The sequence below is a fragment of the Janibacter sp. FSL W8-0316 genome (assembly GCF_038004165.1).
GTDB lineage: Bacteria > Actinomycetota > Actinomycetes > Actinomycetales > Dermatophilaceae > Janibacter > Janibacter indicus.
The window spans coordinates 1366028-1385986 of sequence record NZ_JBBOQX010000001.1; the positions used below are offsets into that span (position 1 = coordinate 1366028).

Genomic DNA, 19959 nt, shown 5'->3' on the forward strand with positions numbered 1-19959 from the left:
GCCCACCGGGTGAACGCGCGGCGTCACACCAGGTCGGTGCGCCCGGCAGCCTTGAGGGCCTCGACGACGAGCTTGACGTCCTGGGCGCGCTCGCGGCTGGCGACGAGGAGGGCGTCGTCGGTCTCGACGACGACGACGTCCTCGAGGCCGACGACGGCCACCATCCGGCCCGATCCGGAGACGACGAGCCCGCCGGAGTCGATGGCCTGGACCCGCTCGGGGTCACCGACGACGGTCATTGCTCCGTCGCCGGCCGGCAGCAGGCAGGAGAGCGACTTGAAGTCGCCGACGTCGTCCCAGTCGAAGGTCCCGGGGACCACGGCCACGCGGCCCTCGTCAGCGGCCGGCTCGGCGACGGCGTGGTCGATGGCGATCTTCTCGAGCGTCTCCCACCGGCTCTCGGGCAGGCTCGGGTCGGCAGCGATCTCGCGCAGCCCCGCCGCCAGGTCGGGGTGCCACTCGGCGAGCAGGTCCAGCAGGGTCGTGGCGCGCACGACGAACATGCCGGCGTTCCACCGGAACTCGCCGGTGGCCAGGTAGGAGGCGGCCTTGCGCGCGTCGGGCTTCTCGACGAACTGGCGCACGCGCGCCGCGGTGGGGTGGGCGCGCAGCCGCGGGCCCATCTGGATGTAGCCGAAGCCGGTGGACGGGAAGGTCGGCTCGATGCCGATGGTCACAAGCAGGTCGTCGCGCGCGGCGACGGCCACGGCCTCGGTGACCGCCGCGGCGAAGGCCTCCTCGTCGCTGATGACGTGGTCGGCGGCGAAGGAGCCGATGATCGCGTCGGGGTCGCGTCGCTCCAGCACGGCCGCGGCCAGGCCGATCGCCGCCATCGAGTCGCGCGGCGAGGGCTCGGCGAGCAGCAGGTCCTCCGGCAGGTCGGGCACCTGCTCGCGCACCGCGTCGGCGTGGGCGGCGCCGGTGACGACGAGCACCCGCTCGCCGGCGAGGACCCGCAGCCGGTCGACGGTCGCCTGGATGAGGGTGCGGCCGCTGCCGGTCAGGTCGTGCAGGAACTTCGGCGACCCCGCCCGCGAGACCGGCCACAGCCGCGTCCCGGCGCCGCCGGCGGGCACCACGGCCCACAACCGATCAAGATCCCCTGACGTCGTCATGACTCGTTCCTCCCTGGCCGAAGCGCAGGATCCGCACCTGTTCGAGCGTCTCCTCCATGAGGACCCGGTTGGTCCGCTGCAGGTCGGCGATGATCAGCAGCGCGTAGGAGAAGAGTGCGCCGACGAGCAGCGCGCTCCCGAAGATCAACGACTGGACGTGACCGGCCCCGTCGCCCATCGCCGCGAGGACGAGGAAGCGGACGAAGGGGATGAGCCCGAGGAGCAGGAGCACGGTCCCGAGGAGTCCGAAGAACGCGTGCGGCTTGAACATGATGAACGAGCGGATGATCGCTGACGCGGACTTGGCGATGTGCTGCCAGATGCTGGAGAAGAGGCGTGACTCGCGCGTCTTCTCGTTGGTGACGATCGGGATCGACGCGATCGACTTGTGGCCGGCCTGGATGATCGTCTCCATGCAGTAGGAGAAGTCCGTGACGATGTTTAGCCGCATGAGGGACGCGGCCGAGTAGGCCCTGAACCCGCTGGCCGCGTCCGGGAGATCGATGCTCGCGGCCTTGTTGACCACGGTGGAACCGAAGGCCTGCATCCGGCGCTTGAACGGAGAGAAGTGCTCGATGGTGCTCGTCTGGCGGTCCGCCACCACGATGTCGGCCTCGCCGGCGAGGATCGGCTGCACGAGATCGCCGATGCGCTCCTGCGGGTACTGGTTGTCTCTGTCGGTGTTAACGAGTACGTCAGCACCGTGGGCGAGCGCGAAGTCCGCGCCGTCGCGGAAGGAGCGGGCCAGGCCGAGGGGCCGGGTGTGGCTCAGCACGTGCGTCACGCCGAGCTTGCGGGCGACCGCCGCGGTGCGGTCGCTGGACCCGTCATCGATGACGAGGGTCTCGATGACGTCGACCCCGGGGATCGCCTCGGGGATCGTCGCCAGGACGAGGGGAAGGGTGCTCTCCTCGTCGAGGCAGGGGATCTGGACGAACACCTTCATGGTCAGGAGCCTTCCGAAGCCTTGCTGGGGGTGAGCAGGGCATCAGGCTAGTCGGCGAGAGCCGGCGACCGGGGCACCGCCACCCGCTACCCTGACGCGGTGACTGCTCGGGACGGACAAGAAGCGATCGTGACGCCACGACGTGTGATGGTGACGGGAGGGGCCGGGTTCATCGGCTCGCACATCTCGGAGCGGCTGCTGCAGCATGGGCACGAGGTCCTGGTCGTCGACAACTTCTACTCGAGCACCCGGCGCAACCTCACGCACCTGCTCGACCACCCCAACATCGAGGTCATGCGGCACGACGTGACCTTCCCGCTCTACGTGGAGGTCGACGAGATCTACCACCTCGCCTGCCCGGCGAGCCCGATCTTCTACCAGCGCGACCCGGTGCAGACCACGAAGACGAGCGTTCACGGCTCGATCAACATGCTCGGTCTGGCCAAGCGGACCAAGGCCAAGATCCTGCTGTCGTCGACCTCCGAGGTCTACGGCGACCCGCAGGTCCACCCGCAGACCGAGGACTACTGGGGCAACGTCAACCCCATCGGCATCCGCTCCTGCTACGACGAGGGCAAGCGGTGCGCGGAGACGCTCTTCTTCGACTACCGGCGCCAGCACGACCTCGCCATCAAGGTCGCCCGCATCTTCAACACCTATGGCCCGCGGATGCAGCCCGACGACGGCCGGGTCGTCTCCAACTTCATCGTCCAGGCGCTCGCCGGCGAGCCGATCACCATCTACGGCGACGGGAGCCAGACCCGCTCCTTCTGCTACGTCGACGACATGGTCGACGGCCTCATGGGCCTCATGGCGACCGACCACGAGGTGACCGGGCCGATCAACATCGGCAACCCTGTCGAGTTCACGATGCTCGAGCTCGCCGAGCTCGTCCTCGAGCTCACCGGCAGCTCCTCGAGGATCGAGCACCGTCCCCTTCCGCAGGACGACCCGACGCGGCGCCGTCCCGACATCACCCGTGCCACGCAGACCCTCGGGTGGCAGCCGCAGGCCCAGCTGCGCGACGGGCTGGAGCGCACCATCGCCTACTTCTCGGAGCTGACCGGCCGTTAGGTGAGGGCCCGGTGATCCCAATGGTCACCAAATGCTCACCGGACACCCACCCCGAGGACACCGGAGGGGGGTGGCGTCGCGGCCACAGTGAGTCACGTGCGAGTGGCTATTGCGACCGAGTCCTTCCTGCCCAGCCTCAATGGCGTCACCACGAGCGTCTGCCGGGTGGCCGAGAACCTGCGCGAGCAGGGCCACAAGGCGATGATCATCGCTCCCGGCCCGGCCCCGGCGACCTTCGCGGGGCACGTCGTGCGGACCCTCCCGGCGGTCCCGGTCCGCGGGTTCCGCGCCGGCCTGCCGACCCGGGGGGTGCGCCGGGCGCTGCGCGACTTCAGGCCGGACGTCGTCCACGTCGCCTCCCCCTTCCTCGTCGGGGCACGCGGCCTGCACAACGCCGAGACCTTCGACCTGCCGACGGTGGCGATTTACCAGACCGACATGCCCAACTACGTCAGGCAGCACGGTCCCGGGGCCCTCGGGCGCGGGGCGTCCACGCTGACGTGGGAGTGGGTGCGCCGGCTGCACGAGCGTGCCGACCTGACGCTCGCCCCGAGCCGCCCGACGCTCGAAGAGCTGCGCGAGCGCCGGATCCCGCGCACCGACCTGTGGGGTCGCGGTGTCGACACCCGCCTCTTCACGCCGGAGTGGAAGGACGACCCGGAGACCCTGGCCCTCAAGCAGGCGCTCGCACCCCACGGCGAGGTCATCCTCGGCTACGTCGGCCGGCTCGCCCCGGAGAAGGAGCTGCACCGCCTCGCGGAGCTGGCCCAGCTGCCCGGCACGCGCCTGGTCCTCGTCGGCGAGGGCCCGAGCCGCAACGAGCTCGGCGCGCGTCTGGCCGAGGCAGTCGCGGCGAGCCCCGGGCGTCCCAACCTGCCCCCGGTCTTCCTCGGTCCCCGCACGGGCGTCGACCTCGCCCGTGCCTACGCAGCCTTCGACGTCTTCGTCCACACGGGCACCAAGGAGACCTTCGGCCAGACGCTGCAGGAGGCGGCCGCGGCCGGACTGCCGGTCGTCGCGCCGGCGGTCGGCGGACCGCTCGACCTCGTCGACCACGGCCGCTCCGGCTACCTCTTCGACCCCGAGGTGCGCGGCGACATCACCCGCTGGGTCGCCGAGCTCGTCGACAGCCCGAGCGCCCGCGAGGCCATGGGTGCCGCGGGCCCGGCCATGGTCGCCGACCGTTCGTGGGGCAGCCTGACCGAGCAGCTCGTCGGCCACTACGAGCGCGCCATCGGCACGCGCGCGGCCTGACGGCACCACAGGTCGAAGGGAGGGACCTCCCCTTCGTCCGGCCTCGGGTCTGGGAGACTGCGGCCATGGAACCCCGCTGGCTCACCGACGAAGAGCTGACGGCGTGGCTGCGCCTCATCGCCCTGGCGGAGCTGCTGCCATCGCGGCTGGACGCCCAGCTGCGGCGTGACTCGGGCCTGACGCACTTCGAGTACCAGGTGCTCGCGATGCTCTCCGAGGCACCCGAGCGCACGCTGCGCATGTCGTGGCTGGCCCAGCGGACCCAGGCCACCCTCCCCCGCCTGTCACACGTCGCGCGGCGTCTGGAGGAGCGCGGGCTGCTCGTGCGGCGTCCCAGCCAGACCGACGCGCGGGCCACCGACGCCACGCTCACCGACGCGGGCTGGGAGACGATCGTCGCGGCCGCCCCAGGTCACGTGTCGCTCGTGCGCGAGGAGGTCCTCGACGCGCTCACCCCGGAGCAGGTCGGCCAGCTGTCCGACATCTGCTCGGCCGTCCTCGACCGGCTCGACCCGGAGGGGCACCTCACGATGAAGGCTGCAGAGGCTCCCCACTGAGCGCGAAGTCGGCCATGGGGCGCCACACGCCGTCGTCACCGTGCTCGTAGAGGTGGAAGTCGGTCACCTCGAAGGTCGCGTCGAAGGTCGCGAGCGCCCCGAAGGCCTCGTCGAGCTGGGCATCGCTCACCTGGTGGGCGATCGTCACGTGCGGGTGGTAGGGGAACTCGAGTTCGCGCACGACGGGCCCGCGCCGCACGGCCTGCTCGAGCCGCTCGCACATCGGGATCCCCTGGGCCACCTGGACGAAGACCACGGGGCTCACCGGGCGGAAGGTGCCGGTGCCCCGCAGCTGCATCGTGAAGGGCCCGTGGGTCGAGGCGACGGACCCGAGGTGGTGGGTGAAGGCCGCGAGCTCGCGCTCGAGGATCTCGGTCGGAGGCATGAGGGTGACGTGGGGCGGGATGGCCCGGGCCATCGGGTCGCCGACGTCCTCGCGCTGCTGCTGCAGTTGCGACCCCCAGGGCTCAGGGATCGCGATGGACACGCCATGGACGGCCACGATCAGGCCTTGGGGGCGAGCAGCCCGACGCGCTCGTAGACGCGGTCACGGGTCGCGGCGGCGACCTCGGCGGCCCGGGCGGCGCCCTTGGCGAGGATGTTGTCGAGCTCGGCCGGGTCGGCCATGAGCTCGTCCATGCGGCGCTGGTAGGGCTCGATCGCGGTGACGACGACATCGGCGACCTCCTGCTTGAGGTCGCCGTAGCCGCGGTCGGCGAAGTGCGCCTCGAGGTCGGCGATCGACGTGCCGGACAGGGCCGAGTGGATCGACAGCAGGTTGGACACGCCGGGCTTGGCGTCGACGTCGTAGCGGATCTCGCCGTCGGTGTCGGTGACGGCGGAGCGGATCTTCTTGGCGATGCGCTTGGGCTCGTCGAGCAGCGAGATCAGGCCCTTGTCCGTCGACGAGGACTTGCTCATCTTGGCCGTCGGCTCCTGCAGGTCCATGATCCGCGCCGACTCCTTGAGGATGTGCGGCTCGGGGACGACGAGGGTGTCGCCGAAACGGGCGTTGAAGCGCTCGGCGAGGTCGCGGGTGATCTCCAGGTGCTGGCGCTGGTCGTCGCCGACGGGCACGCGGGCCGCGTCGTAGATCAGGATGTCGGCGGCCATGAGGATCGGGTAGGTGAAGAGCCCGACGTTGGCGTTGTGCCCCTTGGCCGTCTTGTCCTTGAACTGCGTCATCCGGCTCGCCTCGCCGAAGGCGGTCTGGCAGGACAGCACCCACATCAGCTCGGTGTGCTCGCGCACGTGGCTCTGGCAGAAGATCGCCGAGCGCTCGGGGTCGACGCCGCCGGCGATGTACTGGGCGGCGGTGACGCGGCTGCGACGGGTGACGTCGGCCGGGTCGGTCGGCACGGTGAGCGCGTGCAGGTCGGCGACGAAGTAGTAGGCGTCGAAGTCCTCCTGCAGACCGACCCAGTTGACGAGCGCCCCGAGGTAGTTGCCGAGGTGGAGGGAGTCGCTCGTGGGCTGCATCCCGGAGAGGATGCGGGGCCGGTCAGGTGCAGGGCTGGTCATGCGCTCATGATGCCAGCCGCGCCGCGGCGGCTCGCACGCGCTCGACGAATCTGTTGGGAGAGAAGGCCTCCACGTGCGCGCGGATGGCAGCTTCGTCCCACGTGGCGTCGCGGTCGGCGACGACGGCGGTGCGGATCGCGTCGGCGGTCGGCTCGTCGAAGTAGGCGCCGTTGACCCCTTCGGCGATGGTGTCGAGATAACCACCGGCGCGCAGCGCGAGCGTCGGTCGGCCGAAGGCCCCGGCCTCGAGCGGGGTCAGGCCGAAGTCCTCGTGGCTCGCGGCGACGAGGGCGCGAGCGTGGCCGTAGGCCCACCGCATCTGGGCGTCGGTCAGGTCGGTCGCGATGCGCACGTTGTCCGGGGCGGCGGCCCGCAGCGGCTCGAGCAGGGGGCCGGCGCCGACGACGAGGAGGCGCTCCGGCAGACCGCGGAAGGCCTCGATGACCTGGTCGACGTTCTTGTACGGCAGCAGGCGGGAGACGACGAGGTGGTAGCCGGGGCCCAGCTCGACGCCCTCGTCCACGGGCTCGCGGGTGCCGGTGGTGTCGACGGCGAAGGGGGGCGGCAGCACCTCGGCGTCGATGCCGTAGGCCTCGTGGACCCGGTCACGCACGACGCGGCTGTTGGCGAGGTAGGCGTCGGCGCGGGCGGCGACACGGCGATCCCAGCGGCGAAGGGGGGCACGCAGCGCGAGCAGCGCCAGCCCGGTCGGCGAGCGCCTCGGGTCGCCGCCCAGGTAGCGCTCGCTCTGGTAGAGCCAGCGGGCTGGCGCGTGGCAGTAGACGAGGGTGCGCCCGCTCGTGGGGAATCCGTGGGCCCAGCCGCTGCTGCTCGCGACGACGAGGTCGGCGTCGATGCGCAGGGCACTCGCGGCGAAGGGGAGAAAGGGCAGCGCCGCGCGGTGGTGACGGCGCAACGGGCCGACGCGGTTGAGCGGGCTGACCCGGATGTCGACGTCGCGGAACTCGGGGTAGGTGCCGTCGGGGTCGTAGAGGGTCGTGTGCACCGTCGCGTCGGGGAAGGCGCGCAGCAGCGCGAGGACGACCCGCTCCGCTCCCCCGCGCTGGGTGAGGTAGTCGTGGGCGATCGCCACGCGGGGGCGCTCGTGCGCGCCTGCGCCGAGCCGGCCGGCCACCTCGCGCCAGACCCCCACGATGGTGTCGGTGCTCGGGCCGATCCCGAGGTCGGTACGCGCCCGCTGCCAGCCGGCGGCGCCGCGGCGCTCGGCCTCGTCGGGGTCGTCGAGGGCCGCGCTGATGGCGGCGGCCAGGGCGTCGACGTCACCGGGCGGGACGAGCCAGCCGACGGACGCCGGGCCACCGGTGACGATCTCGGGCACTCCCCCGGCGTCGGTCGCGACGACCGGCACACCGCGGGCCATCGCCTCGGCGACGACCTGGCCGTAGGGCTCGGGCACCGGCGACGCATGGACTGCCACGGTCATCGCGTCGAGCTCGGCGGCCGGGTCGTCGGTGAAGCCGACGAGCTCGACGTGGTCGTCGAGAACCAGCCGGGCGATCTCGCGACGGACCTGCCCTTCGTGCTCCTCGTGGCCGAACATCGGCGAGCCGATGATGCGGAAGGTCACCTCCGGGTGGCGGCGCACGACCTGGGCGGCGGCGCGGACGAGCTCGAGCTGGCCCTTCGTCGGGCTGATCCGGCCGAGGAGGCCGACGACCGGCCGCGCCGGCAGAGGGCGCGGCGTGACCCCGATCTGCGCGGGTACGAGGCCGGGGTGGGCGACGGTGACGTCGACCCCCGGCAGCGTCGCGGCCGTGGCGCGGGAGTTGGCGACGACCCGCTGCGGGCCCCAGGTCGCGACCTGGCGCATGAGCCGCACGATCGGCGCGGGCAGGTAGTCGGGGCTGAGCCGGTCGTGGACGTGCCACACGAGCGGCCGACGGGTGAGGCGGGCTGCCGGTACGCCGAGGAGGTCTGCCTTGAGCGAGGTGGTGTGCACGACGTCGACGTCGAGCTCCCGCAGTCGCGCGGCCAACCGCCGGACGAAGGGGACGGCCCCCACCGCGGAGCGCGCCGCCGTGCGCAACCCCGCTGCCTGCTCACGAGTAGTCGTGCCGATGCCCTCGTCGAGCAGCAGCACCTCGACCGCGTGCCCGCGCTCGCGCAGCCGACCGACCAAGGGGCCGTCGGCGAAGAGGATGACCCTCGCGTCGACGTCGTCACGCTCGGCGAGCGTGTCCATGAGGCGCACGACCGCCAGCTCGACCCCGCCGAGCTGGGCGGTGTGGTCGAGGATCGCGACGTGGACCGGTCGGTGCTTCTCCCCCATGCGGTGGAGTCTATGGACCGGCTCGGACAACCGGAGCGGTCAGGCGCCCCAGGGGAAGAGGCCCGGGTCCGGCGGAAGCGCCGACACCCGGTAGACCAGCCACGACGCCAGCAGCAGGCAGCCCAGGAGCACCACGAGCAGGGCCGCCTGCATGGGCCGGGTCCGCGAGGACCGGGCCACCAGGGCGAGCGCCATGGGGGCCGCGACGGCGACGAGCCGGGGGGCGATCGCCTGCATCGTCCACGCGGCCACGGCATAGACCACCACGACGACGAGGACGCTGGTCAGCGTGAAGACCACCGCCGGGTCCTGTGCACCCCGCTTCCCCTTCGCCCTGCGCGCCAGCGCCGTCACCGCGAGGACGAGACCGCACACCGTGAGCACGAGCGCCGCGGCCTTGACCGAGACCGGTGCTTCGAAGGCATTGCGGTAGTACTCGGTCGGGACGAATGCGTAGGAGACGATGGACCGCCCCCACCCGAGGACCGACCCGATGCCCTCGTAGGCCAGTGGGTCGAAGGAGACCCCGGTCAGCTCGACCGCTGCGGCGCCGGTGAGATCGCCGTAGAGGACCAGATTCCGCACGAACCACCACCCACTCACCACGGCTGTCCCGACTGCGGCGGCCACGGCGTCCAGCACCCGTGGGCGAAGGGAGCGTCGCCGATCCAGCAGCACTGCCACCACGAACCCGACCAGCAGCGCGCCCGCGAAGACCTTGACGAGGACCGCGAGCCCCACCAGCGCTCCCACGACGAGCGACCTGCGGGTCCCGCCCCGGCGGAGCGCAGGCAGTGCCACGAGCGCAGCGACCGCGGCAACGACGAGGCAGAGGTAGTCGTTCTGCACGGAAGCCGCGACCGCCAGCAAGGTGGGATTGAGGACAAGCAGTCCCGAGGCCAGCGCGGCCGAGCCGTCACGCGCCCCCAGATCGCGAGCCAATCGGTAGGTCAGCCACCCGAGCACGGGCACGAGGGCGAGCCCGGCCAGGCGCAGCAACTCGAGTGCGGCGAAGGGGGCGTCTCCAGTCCCCGTCAGCCGGAGCAGGAGTGCCCCGATGACGTAGTAGACGGGGCCCATCTGGGCCTCGTACTCGACTCCGGGTTGCCCGAGCACGGGCAACCGACCTTCAGCGGCGTAGAACGCCACGTTGTCATGGTGCGCGGGCTCGTCATAGGGCAGCCCCGGCGGGACCACTACTGCCAGCGTCCACGCAAGAAGGAGGGCTGCGGCGCAGAGGACGCCGCACCACAAGGAAGGATTGCGAAGACGCACAGGTGGAGTGTGGCATGCGCAGCGCATTGGACGGGGCCCACCAGTCGTCGGGTGCCCTCGGATCGGTCAACGTGAGTTCCTGACCATTTGCATAACGACATCCGGAATGGAAGGGGTTATGACCTCCAGCCCGCTGTGATAGTAGGCATGGGCTATGCTCCACGTGGCACTTCGCCGACACCTTGCCTGGGAGAATGAGCAATGTCGCAGAACTCGTCGAGCACCACCCGCCGTACCGTCGTCAAGGGCGCAGCCTGGGCGGTGCCGACCATCAGCGTCGGGACCTTGGCCCCACGTCTGGCCGCGTCCTTGCGGATCGACCCGGGCATCAATGGCTGGGTCCTCAACAGCCCCCGATCCCAGGGCGGCTGCTCCTACACGCTCGAGGTGAACTCCAACCCCAGCAATGCCGGCAGCACGCCGGATGGGGCTCCCTGGGGGCTCTACCTCTACGACGTCCAGCCCCGTGCGGTCATCACCAACCCCCAGATCACCTACTGGATCATCGGCAACCAGACGGCGACTTGGACCAACCTCACCGATCACGGCAGCTGCTGGGGCACCCCGACGCGCGGCACCCCGCAGACCAAGAGCGACGGACTGGAGTACACCCCCTACACGTGGACCTACAGCAACTCCCCGTCCTGCGCGCTCAACCCCGCCAACGTCGACCGCAACGGCCGACTGTGGCTCCAGCACTTCCACTCACGTGCGTCGTTCACCCAGCCGTCGAACCGCTGCAACGACGTGACCTACTGGACGCAGCGGCGGATCACCATCGACCCCTACGGTGACGGCAACCCGCAGGTGCTCACCTTCGAGCGCCGCAACGGCACCCGGGGGCCCTACTCGGGCAGCCAGGCTCGGATGGCACCGCAGACCGAGCAGAGCACGGGCGCGCCTGCCGTCGCCGTCAGCTGAGCGTCCCTCCTCGCCCTGCGGAGATGCGACCCGGAGCGCCGGGCACTTGGCTCGGTCGCTACTGTGACGCCATGGCGGGGAACCATGCCGGAGGGGCGCGATCGGGAACGCGGGGGCGCAGGCACGGCGGGTGCACTGGCTGACGCTGCCCGCGCGGGTCCCCATGGGCCTGACACGTGTGACTCGACCCCCACACCACAGAGCTGTGGGGGGGCGTGGTCCACAATCGCGACACTCCCTCGTGCGAGGAAGACAGTCAGCCCCTTGGTGATGCCCATGCAGCGGCGCGCCGCTCCAGCCACGCAGGTGCCCGACCATAGAGTCGGAGCGCGTTCCCGAGGATCGCCGCGGCCACAACAACGCCACGCCGCACCGCGGCGCGGTGGTCCCCCTTGCGCCACGTCGCGGTTAGGACGGGCAGGACGTGGTGTCGCACGAAGCGATATCTCTGCCGCGGCGTCGTACCCACCCGCTCACGTCCGAAGAGGAGTCCGTTGCGTGCGTAATAGAAGAGCCCCAGGTACGAGTAGGCCCCAGCGAAGGAGGCAGACACACGGTGCTGGATCGTGACGCTGGTGTCGACGACCAGCGTGACGCCGCCGGCCGACGCCCGCAAGCTCCAGTCCGAGTCCTCGAAGTTCAGGAAGAAGCGCTCGTCGAAGAGTCCGACGGACCGCCAGGTCTCCTTGGATGCGGTCACGCAACATCCAGCCAGCGTGGTGGTGGGCCTCAGCCCATCGTCACCAGGCGGAAGTGCTGCCAGCTCCGGTTCAGACAGGTGGCGCGCAAGCCCCGTTAGGGGATCGACGGTCCCGCCGGCAAACCAGACGCGACCGGAACCGTCGGCATACACGACGGCGGGACTCACGGCGTTTCCCCGTCGGGCAACATCAGCGAGCTTGCGAAGTGCGCCCGAAGGGGTGATCGTGTCGTTGTTGAGGACCGTGACAGTAGAGGCGCCTCGATCCAAGGCCCATCTCAAGCCGGTATTCATTCCGCCGGCAAAGCCGAGATTCTCCCGATTTTGAAGCGTCTGCACCTGCGGCCAGCGTCGCGACACTGCCTCAAGACACCCGTCGTACGAGCCGTTGTCCACTACGACGACGAGGGCCTCCGGTGAGCCCTCAACCAGCGACTCGACGCATTTCTCGGTGTCCGAGCGACCGTGGAAGTTGAGAACCACAACAGCGTCTTCACTGTCTCCGTCGACAGGCCCGTGTTCCTCCGCCACGGTGACACCTTAGAGGAGACCCGCCCACCCCGTGAGGACCCTTTATGACCCTCAAGGCCACGCTGAAGCGCCATGCACCTGCCCCTGTTCTCCGGGCGGCGGCGTGGCGTCGTGATGTCTGGGGCGACCTTCGGCTTCGATTGCTGACCAGCGTGGGCCGCATCCCCTCGCACCGTGCTCACAAGATCATCTATCGCAGGTACGGAATGCGCCTGCCGACGTCCTCTGCAATTCACTGGCGAGCGGAGTTCTACGCACCGGAGCGCATCGTCATCGGTGAGAACGTGACTATCGGCGACACCTGCTTCCTCGATGGTCGCTCAGGTCCGACGATCGGGGACAGCGTCAATCTCGGAAGCCGAGTGCACATCTACACCCGAGAGCACGACGTCCACTCCCCCACCTTCGCGGAAACAGGCGGGCCAGTGGCCATCGGGGATCACGCATGGGTGGCTAGCCACGCCATCGTCCTGCCCGGCGTCACCATTGGTCAGGGCGCCGTGGTCGCGGCGGGCGCCGTCGTCACCAAGGACGTCGAGCCGTTCACCGTTGTCGGTGGCAACCCCGCGCGACCGATCCGCAAGCGCACCGACGACCTGCGTTACCGATTGGGCTACGCCAAGAGATTCGTCTGACCGGGATCGTCAATCCTGGGGGTCCAGCAACTCGGCCGGCACCGAGACCTTGACCAGCCGGGGCCACAGCCCGTCGGCGAAGGGATGCAGGTTGCGCTGCCACCGCCACGTCCATCGCGACGGCCACCAGCGAGTCACGACGTACACGAGGCCCCTCGCGCCAGAGGCATGGCCCCAAGTGCGCGTCTTCTGCATGATCTGAGCAGGGGTCCGCCCCCACGAGTTGTGGAGAATGACCTGTTCGACGGCGAGACCCTCGACGCGCAGCTCCTCTGGTCCGGGTGGGCGGGCGATCTGCAGTGACTGTTTGTCGCCCTTCACGACATGTCTGATGATCTTGCCCTCGCCGGGGCGCCGAGCGTCGACGAGCGTCGCGTTTGGCCTGACAACCGTGGTTCCGGGGTACTCGACAACAGGTTCACCGGTTGCTCCGCCCACAGCCACGAAGGTCCGGTCGGACAGACGCCGGTAGAGCACCCGAAGCGGCCACTCGATGCCGACCACGTCGTCGGCGACCGTCTGCAGCGAGTCGACGAGAAAGCCAGGATCCGGCACCACCTCGTCATTGTCGATCTGGAGCACCCAGTCGACGCGCCCGCGGAGGGCGTCAAGTCCGGCCTGCCGCTGAGCTGTGTCGGCTCGCATCGGCTGGTCGAGGTCCTCCCAATGTCCATCCACCCGACGTGCAATCCCGCGGACATCTACCTCGGAAATGATGTCCAGACACTGATCCACCGGCAAGGGTCGGCCAGTCCACCCAGTCGCAGGCACCGGGACAACCACCACGAGGTCGTCGAGAAACTCGTAGTAGCGCCGCAGGCTGGAACGCAGCCACACAGGGTCGCCTGGCAACAGGTATGCCCCCAGCCTCGGTCTCATGAGCGGCATCCTGCCAGTTCCGCGTCATACTGACCGGTGGCTCCAGGAGCCCAGCGAGGAGATGACGCATGACGGAGCCGACAGAATCGGTAGGCACGGGCCTCAACAGCGCTCAGCTGCAGGACCGGGCGGTCAAGGGCGTTGCCTGGACGATGATCCACACCATCGTCTCCCTACCCGTTGCCTTCGCGGTCAACCTTCTTCTCGCGCGAGTGCTGGCCCCGGCGGGCTACGGACGTCTGGCCTTCCTCACCACGCTGATCAGCATCGCCAGCAGCATCGTCGCACTAGGCCTTTCCTCAGCGATGATCCAGTTCGGCGCTCGGGCCCATGCCGCTGGCAGAACCAGCGAAGTCCGACACATCCTGTCGGCGTCCCAGGGCTTTCGGCTCCTCGTCGTCGCCCCGATCCTCACGGCCCTCGTCGTCCTCATCGTGGATGTCCCTCTCCCGCTCTTGGTGCTGTCCGTGATCTTCGGCGTCTGGGTACCAGCGGCACTGGACGGCGCGACGATCACGCTCTCGATTGAGAGCAAGAGCGCCGAGGCGGCGAGGATTGCCATGGTCTCCAACGTCCTCGTCCAGGCCGGTGTCGTCAGCGCCGTGCTGTGGGTGGGGACCGCAGACTCTGTCTGGGCGGCGCGCGTGGTGCTGTCCGCAGGCGTGATCGCCATGGCCTTGGTGGCCATCTCGTCTGTCTACCGACACGCCGTCCTGCGCCCACGCCTCCCCAAGGGATTCCCGGCGGGCTTTTGGCGATTCGCCATCCCCACGGGCGTCGCGGCCCTGATCGGCGACCTGGCCCTCTCCCGCACCGAAGTGGTCTTCCTCACCTGGCTCTCCTCCCCTGAGCAGGTGGGGCTCTTCGCCCTCGCCTTCGGCGTCAGCTCACACATCTTCGGCCCCGCTCACGCATTGACAGGACCGTTGATCCCAGCCGTTTCGGGGTTGAAGGAGGTGGGCTCCGCTCAGGTCGCCGAGGCATTCGAGCGTGCACTCCGCTCCGTCTCCGTGGTCATCGCTGTTCTCATGGCCATCGCTCTGCCGGCGCTCGCTGTCCTGGTGCCCCTTCTGTACGGGAGCGAGTACGCGGGTGCCTCTCCCGCCCTTCTAGCGCTCGGACTCGTCGGTGGCGTCGGCGTTCTCACCGGGCCCATCTCGGCCTTTGTCATGGCACGGCTGTCCGCGCGACGCCTGTTGATCGCCAACGCAGCAGCCCTGTGCGTGGACGTCATGTTGGCCATCGCACTGATTCCCTTCTTGGGCATGTGGGGTGCCGTCATGGCAAATGCCGGTGCCGTGCTGGTCCAATTGGGTGTCGTCCTGGAGAGTGAGCGTCGGGAGTTGGACCTCTCACCACGAGAAGTGACCCGCATGCTGGCCCCCGTCCTGACCGCGCCCGTAGCCTGCGGAGTGGCCTGGTTCATAGTCGATTGGCTGCACCTTGGGCCGCTGGTGACAGCCACTCTTGCCAGCTGCGTGTCCGCGCTCGTCCTGTGGATCGGCCTCAAGGTGACCAAGGCAGGACTGCGGCCGCAAGACCGTGAAGCCGTCCTCCGCAGTCTCCCTGGTCGCCTGGTGCCCGCAGCATCCAAAGCTCTGGCCCCGCTGGTGCGGCACGATGATGTCCGCCGTTAACTCAGCGGCGCATCGTCCGGTCCGTAGTGAGCGAACCTCGGGTCAGCAGGGAATGTCCTAGCCAACCACGCTCCCACTCGCTCCTGGACCCTCCGCCGCAACCGCTGTCGAACCGCCGACGTCGGATACCGCGTGCCGACCGGGCCCTTGTGCTCGATGGACGCCGGCAGGTATGTAGCCCGCAACAAGCGCTCGCGTCTCATCCACGAGTCTACGCGCTGCTCGAAGACGGGCACGACGTGCGCCAGTGGGTACCGCCACGACGCTGGGACGGCCCTGCGGTACCCCTGATGCGTAAATCTGCTGCGGCGACACAGGAAAGCCCAGTCGCTGAACCCATACCCGAGGACGAAGTCCTCAAGCTCGTGGGCGGACTGAGCACGAGTTTCGAAACTGTCCCAACTAGGGTTGGCGACAGGGTCACGACCCGGCGAAGAGAGCACAGAAGGGCTGGGGCCCGAAGGACTTCAGTGGTCACGTCGGACGATGCGATCAGGCCTCGCCCCCGAAAGCCGACGCCTCACGACGTCCGAGCGCGTCACCCCGAGCACTCGAACCGGGCGCGTTCATGTTGACTGGACCCATGCGGATCTGGCTCGCCCCGAGTGCTTTCCACCCGTCGCGCGGCGGAGTGGAAGAGCTCACGCTCCAACTGGCACGGGAGTATCAAGGCAGAGGTCACGACGTGACCGTCGTCGTCCACCGTCACCCCGACTCCTTGCCGGCCAACGACGAGGTCGAAGGCGTCGCCGTCCGCCGCATCCGCATGGACCTACCCGGTCGGCACCCGCGGGCTCTCGTCCGATACCCCGTCGAGCTCTCTCGCCAACTACGCGAGCTGGACTCGATCGGCCCCAGGCCAGACGTGGTACACGTGCAGTGTCCCGCGAACCAAGTCCTGCCGCTCACCCTCTGGTGTCGCCGCCGCACTCCCCTAGTCGTCACCACGCACGGTGAGGTGGCGATGGACGCAGACGCGGTGTACCAGCACAGCGCGCTGATGCGACTGTCCCTGAGGTTGGGGGGCCGTGCGGCTGCGGCCATCACCGCGTGCTCACGGCGCGCGGGCGACGACGCCGCGTCGGTCTCCGAACGTTTCGTCGGGTGCCCGGTCGTGCCCAACGGTGTGGACCTCGACCAGTGGGAGGTCACGCCCCTGCCCGATGCGCCCGTCTTCGCTGCGTGGGGTCGACACGTGCCGCAGAAGGGTCTCGATCTGCTCATCGAGGCCTTCGCGCGCGTGCGCCACGATCTGCCCGAGGCCACGCTGCGCATCGGGGGCGAGGGCGACGAGACTCCGCGGTTGCGGGCGATGGCCGGCAAGGGCGTCGAGTTCGTAGGCCCTCTGGACCGTGCGGGAGTCCAGGAGCTGCTGGCCGGCGCCCGAGTGGCCGTGGTACCGAGCCGACTCGAGCCCTTCGGCATCGTCGCGGTGGAGGCCATGGCAACCGGTCGGACCGTTGTGTGGAGCACCAACGGCGGACTCGCCGATGCAACGGGGGGCCTGGGGATCGGCGTCGACCCCACCGACGTGGACGCCCTAGCTGCGGCCCTCCGCGCTGCCCACAAGGCGCCGCTGACACCGGACGTGGCCCGGGCACACGCCGAGACGCTGGGGTGGGCTTCCATCGCCGACCAGTACCTCGCTCTGTACTCGGAGGTGACTCGATGAGGCGAGAGGTGACTCTGGCGCGCACCGCGTCCGAGACGGTCATGGGGATGCAGGTCTACGAGCAGGCCATCGACAGCCGTGCCGACGAGGCTGTGGCAGCCCTCCCCCGACCGACGCGCCTTTACCGCACCGTCGTCCGCTCGCTGCGGTCTCCCCTCGCGGGCACGCGCCGGCTCCCCGCGGGAGTTCTGCAGAGGATGGGGCCGCGGACACGCCCCGAGGTGGGCCGCTGGCTCTACCCCGGTCGGGGTCCGGTGCACCGCATGGACCTCACCCTGCCCCCTTCGCCACGCGGGGACATCGTCACTGTGCATGACATCGCCCCCCTGCGCTACCCCGACGAGGGCACCTTCCCACCTGCCGCGCGGACCGAGCTCCTCCGCGCCGCAGCTGTCATCACCGTCTCGCAGTTCAGCGCGGACGAGATCGCCGAGCACTTCGGCGTCGTCCCCATCGTCATCCCCAACGGAGTCGACCACGCGCGGTTCGCCAACGCACGTCGGCTCTCGTGTGACGAGCTCGACGCGCTTGGCGTGAAGGGGCCGTACGTTCTCGCCGCAGGCGGGGCCTCCCAGCGCAAGAACCTCGAGGGACTTGCGCGAGCCTGGCCGATGATCCGGTCGAGCCGACCGGATCTCACGCTGGTCCTGACGGGCCCGCCCCATCCCAGACGAGACGGACTGTTCGCTCCTCTGGAGGGCGCCATCAGGGTCGGGCGGGTCGCCGACGAGACCCTGCCACGCCTGCTTGCCGGAGCCTCGGCGCTGGTAATGCCCTCCCTCTACGAGGGCTACGGCCTTCCGGCGGTCGAGGGCATGGCCGCCGGGGTACCAGTCGTCGCCACGGACGCCAGCGCGCTGCCCGAGGTCCTCGGCGAGACGGGCGTGCTCGTCGGCCGCGCACCGGAGTCGCTCGCCGAGGGTGTCATCTGGGCGGTCGACGGCGGGCCCGAGATCCGGGCGAAGGTACAGGCCGCCAGAGCTCGCTCACTCGGGATGTCGTGGGAGCGTGCCGCGGCACGCCACGCACAGGTGTGGGACGACGTCATCTCGAGAACCACTGCCCAGCGGTAGTTCTCTGACCTTTCGCGCGGCTCACATCGGGTGCCACGAACCGCTGCATGCCCGCCGACCAGGTCACCGGAGAGCGAACCCAGTAGCCACGCGGGATGGCCTGCCCCGGTGTCTATGCCGAACCGCCGGGCAGTCCGGCGAAGTAATCGATCGTGCGCTCCAGGCCGTCCCGCAGCTGGTGTCGCGGCGCCCAGCCGAGCAGGTCGTTGGCTCGGGTGATGTCCGGCCGACGGCGCGCCGGGTCGTCGTGGGGCAGGGGACGATGCTCGATCGCCGAGGAGCTCCCGGTGAGCTCGAGGACGAGCTCGGCGAGCTCGATCATCGTGAACTCGACGGGGTTGCCGATGTTGATCGGTCCGCTGACCTCGTGGTCGGTCGCCATCAGCGCCAGGAGGCCGTCGACCATGTCGTCGACGTAGCAGAAGGAGCGGGTCTGGCTGCCGTCGCCGTAGATCGTGAGCGGCTCACCGGCGAGGGCCTGGACGATGAAGTTGGAGACCACGCGGCCGTCGTCCGGCTGCATGCGCGGGCCATAGGTGTTGAAGATGCGCGCGACCTTGATCGCGAGGTCGTGCTGGCGGCGGTAGTCGAAGAAGAGCGTCTCCGCGCAGCGCTTGCCCTCGTCGTAGCAGGAGCGGATGCCGACGGGGTTGACGTTGCCCCAGTAGTCCTCGGTCTGCGGGTGCACCTGCGGGTCGCCGTAGACCTCCGAGGTCGACGACAGCAGGATCTTCGCCTTGGTCCGCTTGGCCAGGCCGAGCATGTTGATCGAGCCGTGCACGCTCGTCTTCGTGGTCTGGACAGGGTCGCGCTGGTAGAAGATCGGGCTCGCCGGGCAGGCGAGGTGGTAGATCTCGTCGACCTCGACGTAGAGCGGGAAGGTCACGTCGTGCCGCATGACCTCGATGTTGGGGTGGTCGAGCAGGTGCGTGAGGTTGCGGCGGGTGCTCGAGTAGTAGTTGTCGACGACGAGCACCTCGTGCCCCTGGTCGAGGAGCCGCTCGGTGATGTGCGAGCCGATGAACCCCGCACCGCCCGTCACCATCATCCGCCGAGGCGCCCGGCTCTCCCCATGTGGTGCCTTCACGCGCAGCCATCCTTCCCAGTGAGCCACGCCCTGCCCTGGGTGGACCGGTCGTGGGCGTCGTCAGAGTATCCGCTGGCCCGCCGGCTCGTGGCCGCTCGAAGCGTGTTGGCCACGACACCCACGAGGAGCGCCGAGCCGAGCACGTCGCTGGGTCGGTGGGCATGACCGACGACGTTGCCGAGCGCGGCGACGCCGACCGCCGCGCACAGCAGCCGGGGCAGCCACACCGGGCGTGGCAGCCAGAGCCACCACACGGCCACCAGCAAAGCGAACGTCGCGGACGCATGGGTCGACGGGAAGGTGTTGGTGAGGTAGCCGAGCTCGCGCCCGTGGAGCGGGCGGGGCAGGGCCTGCTTCAGCAGCAGACTCAGACCGGTGCTCGCGCCGACGAGCACGCCGACCCGCAGCACCTGCCACGGGTCACAACGCACCCGCAGTGTGCCGAGGACCAGCACCAGCACGACGAGCCCGACGGGCAGAACTCGCCTCCCCAGGAGATGCCAGGGCTGCGCCAGAGGCCCGGGCCCCAGCAGCTGGACGAGGCCCAGCAACCACTCGTCGAACTCCTGGCCGGTCGGGCTGACGACGAGCAGGAGGTACAGCGCCGCCCATGCGGATGCCCACCACAGCGGTCGCCGCACCGCGCTGACGGTCGACGCCCGCAGGGGCGCCGGTGGGTCAGATCTGGGCGTACGACCAGGTCCCGTCCGAGTCCTCATCCGCAGACGTATCGCCCTGTTCCTCCTGCGAGGCATCGGGAGCATCGGCGTCCGGCGTGGTCGTGGGCCGGGT

General features: G+C 69.7%; 18 protein-coding genes. 8 read left to right on the top strand and 10 right to left on the bottom strand.

Annotation, left to right across the window (positions count from 1 at the left end; translation table 11 throughout):
• Positions 1–23: 23 nt before the first annotated feature.
• Both NYE39_RS06690 and NYE39_RS06695 read right to left on the bottom strand, forming a co-directional pair.
• Positions 24–1115, bottom strand: coding sequence for a mannose-1-phosphate guanylyltransferase (locus NYE39_RS06690; RefSeq protein WP_341012206.1), 1092 nt, complete (start codon positions 1113–1115; stop codon positions 24–26).
• Complete coding sequence (locus tag NYE39_RS06695) at positions 1093–2061, bottom strand: glycosyltransferase family 2 protein (RefSeq protein WP_341012207.1); 969 nt, start codon at positions 2059–2061, stop codon at positions 1093–1095. The genes NYE39_RS06690 and NYE39_RS06695 overlap by 23 nt, the downstream gene beginning before the upstream one ends.
• A 129-nt stretch (positions 2062–2190) precedes the next feature.
• Here NYE39_RS06695 and NYE39_RS06700 point away from each other — a divergent pair, with 129 nt between their 5' ends.
• From NYE39_RS06700 to NYE39_RS06710, 3 genes are all read left to right on the top strand, one after another.
• Positions 2191–3135: a UDP-glucuronic acid decarboxylase family protein gene (locus tag NYE39_RS06700; protein WP_341012208.1), complete on the top strand. Its 945-nt coding sequence runs from the start codon at positions 2191–2193 to the stop codon at positions 3133–3135.
• 96 nt (positions 3136–3231) lie between these two features.
• Positions 3232–4389 (top strand): glycosyltransferase family 4 protein, encoded by a 1158-nt coding sequence (locus NYE39_RS06705; protein ID WP_341012209.1) that lies wholly within the window; start codon positions 3232–3234, stop codon positions 4387–4389.
• Positions 4390–4454: 65 nt separating this feature from the next.
• Positions 4455–4946 (top strand): MarR family winged helix-turn-helix transcriptional regulator, encoded by a 492-nt coding sequence (locus tag NYE39_RS06710; protein WP_341012210.1) that lies wholly within the window; start codon positions 4455–4457, stop codon positions 4944–4946.
• Here NYE39_RS06710 and NYE39_RS06715 read toward each other — a convergent pair.
• Genes NYE39_RS06715 through NYE39_RS06730 form a run of 4 tightly spaced genes read right to left on the bottom strand, consistent with a single transcriptional unit; the run spans position 4915 to position 9906 of the window.
• Entirely contained in the window at positions 4915–5448 is a 534-nt protein-coding gene (locus NYE39_RS06715; RefSeq protein WP_341012211.1) for a 2'-5' RNA ligase family protein, read from the bottom strand. The two genes, NYE39_RS06710 and NYE39_RS06715, sit on opposite strands and share 32 nt — an antisense overlap.
• A gap of 2 nt (positions 5449–5450) precedes the next feature.
• Positions 5451–6467: a tryptophan--tRNA ligase gene (trpS, locus tag NYE39_RS06720; RefSeq protein WP_306512326.1), complete on the bottom strand. Its 1017-nt coding sequence runs from the start codon at positions 6465–6467 to the stop codon at positions 5451–5453.
• 4 nt (positions 6468–6471) lie between these two features.
• On the bottom strand, positions 6472–8757 hold the full coding sequence (locus NYE39_RS06725; protein WP_341012212.1) for a glycosyltransferase: 2286 nt from the start codon (positions 8755–8757) through the stop codon (positions 6472–6474).
• A gap of 39 nt (positions 8758–8796) precedes the next feature.
• Positions 8797–9906 (bottom strand): glycosyltransferase family 39 protein, encoded by a 1110-nt coding sequence (locus tag NYE39_RS06730; RefSeq protein WP_259909940.1) that lies wholly within the window; start codon positions 9904–9906, stop codon positions 8797–8799.
• A gap of 327 nt (positions 9907–10233) precedes the next feature.
• Here NYE39_RS06730 and NYE39_RS06735 point away from each other — a divergent pair, with 327 nt between their 5' ends.
• Positions 10234–10953 carry a hypothetical protein gene (locus tag NYE39_RS06735; protein WP_341012213.1) on the top strand — a complete coding sequence of 240 codons (720 nt, stop codon included), beginning with the start codon at positions 10234–10236 and terminating at the stop codon, positions 10951–10953.
• Between the two features lie 256 nt (positions 10954–11209).
• On the opposite strand, the gene NYE39_RS06740 is transcribed toward NYE39_RS06735, so the two are convergent.
• The gene (locus NYE39_RS06740; protein WP_259909938.1) at positions 11210–12184 is read right to left on the bottom strand and encodes a glycosyltransferase family 2 protein; all 975 of its coding nucleotides are present in this window, start codon (positions 12182–12184) and stop codon (positions 11210–11212) included.
• Positions 12185–12390: 206 nt separating this feature from the next.
• Between NYE39_RS06740 and NYE39_RS06745 the strand changes: the two genes are divergently transcribed.
• Positions 12391–12819 carry an acyltransferase gene (locus NYE39_RS06745; protein ID WP_387355288.1) on the top strand — a complete coding sequence of 143 codons (429 nt, stop codon included), beginning with the start codon at positions 12391–12393 and terminating at the stop codon, positions 12817–12819.
• A 9-nt stretch (positions 12820–12828) separates the two neighbouring features.
• On the opposite strand, the gene NYE39_RS06750 is transcribed toward NYE39_RS06745, so the two are convergent.
• Positions 12829–13698: a hypothetical protein gene (locus NYE39_RS06750; protein ID WP_259909936.1), complete on the bottom strand. Its 870-nt coding sequence runs from the start codon at positions 13696–13698 to the stop codon at positions 12829–12831.
• A 68-nt stretch (positions 13699–13766) separates the two neighbouring features.
• Between NYE39_RS06750 and NYE39_RS06755 the strand changes: the two genes are divergently transcribed.
• From NYE39_RS06755 to NYE39_RS06765, 3 genes are all read left to right on the top strand, one after another.
• Entirely contained in the window at positions 13767–15335 is a 1569-nt protein-coding gene (locus NYE39_RS06755) for an oligosaccharide flippase family protein (RefSeq protein ID WP_341012214.1), read from the top strand.
• 583 nt (positions 15336–15918) lie between these two features.
• Positions 15919–17007 carry a glycosyltransferase family 4 protein gene (locus NYE39_RS06760; protein ID WP_259909934.1) on the top strand — a complete coding sequence of 363 codons (1089 nt, stop codon included), beginning with the start codon at positions 15919–15921 and terminating at the stop codon, positions 17005–17007.
• Positions 17004–18080 (top strand): glycosyltransferase family 4 protein, encoded by a 1077-nt coding sequence (locus NYE39_RS06765; protein ID WP_259909933.1) that lies wholly within the window; start codon positions 17004–17006, stop codon positions 18078–18080. Before NYE39_RS06760 ends, NYE39_RS06765 begins: the two co-directional genes overlap by 4 nt.
• 112 nt (positions 18081–18192) lie before the next feature.
• Here NYE39_RS06765 and NYE39_RS06770 read toward each other — a convergent pair whose 3' ends face one another.
• Both NYE39_RS06770 and NYE39_RS06775 read right to left on the bottom strand, forming a co-directional pair.
• Complete coding sequence (locus tag NYE39_RS06770) at positions 18193–19167, bottom strand: UDP-glucuronic acid decarboxylase family protein (protein ID WP_259909932.1); 975 nt, start codon at positions 19165–19167, stop codon at positions 18193–18195.
• Positions 19164–19808 (bottom strand): phosphatase PAP2 family protein, encoded by a 645-nt coding sequence (locus tag NYE39_RS06775; protein WP_259909931.1) that lies wholly within the window; start codon positions 19806–19808, stop codon positions 19164–19166. Before NYE39_RS06775 ends, NYE39_RS06770 begins: the two co-directional genes overlap by 4 nt.
• Between the last annotated feature and the right edge of the window lie 151 nt (positions 19809–19959).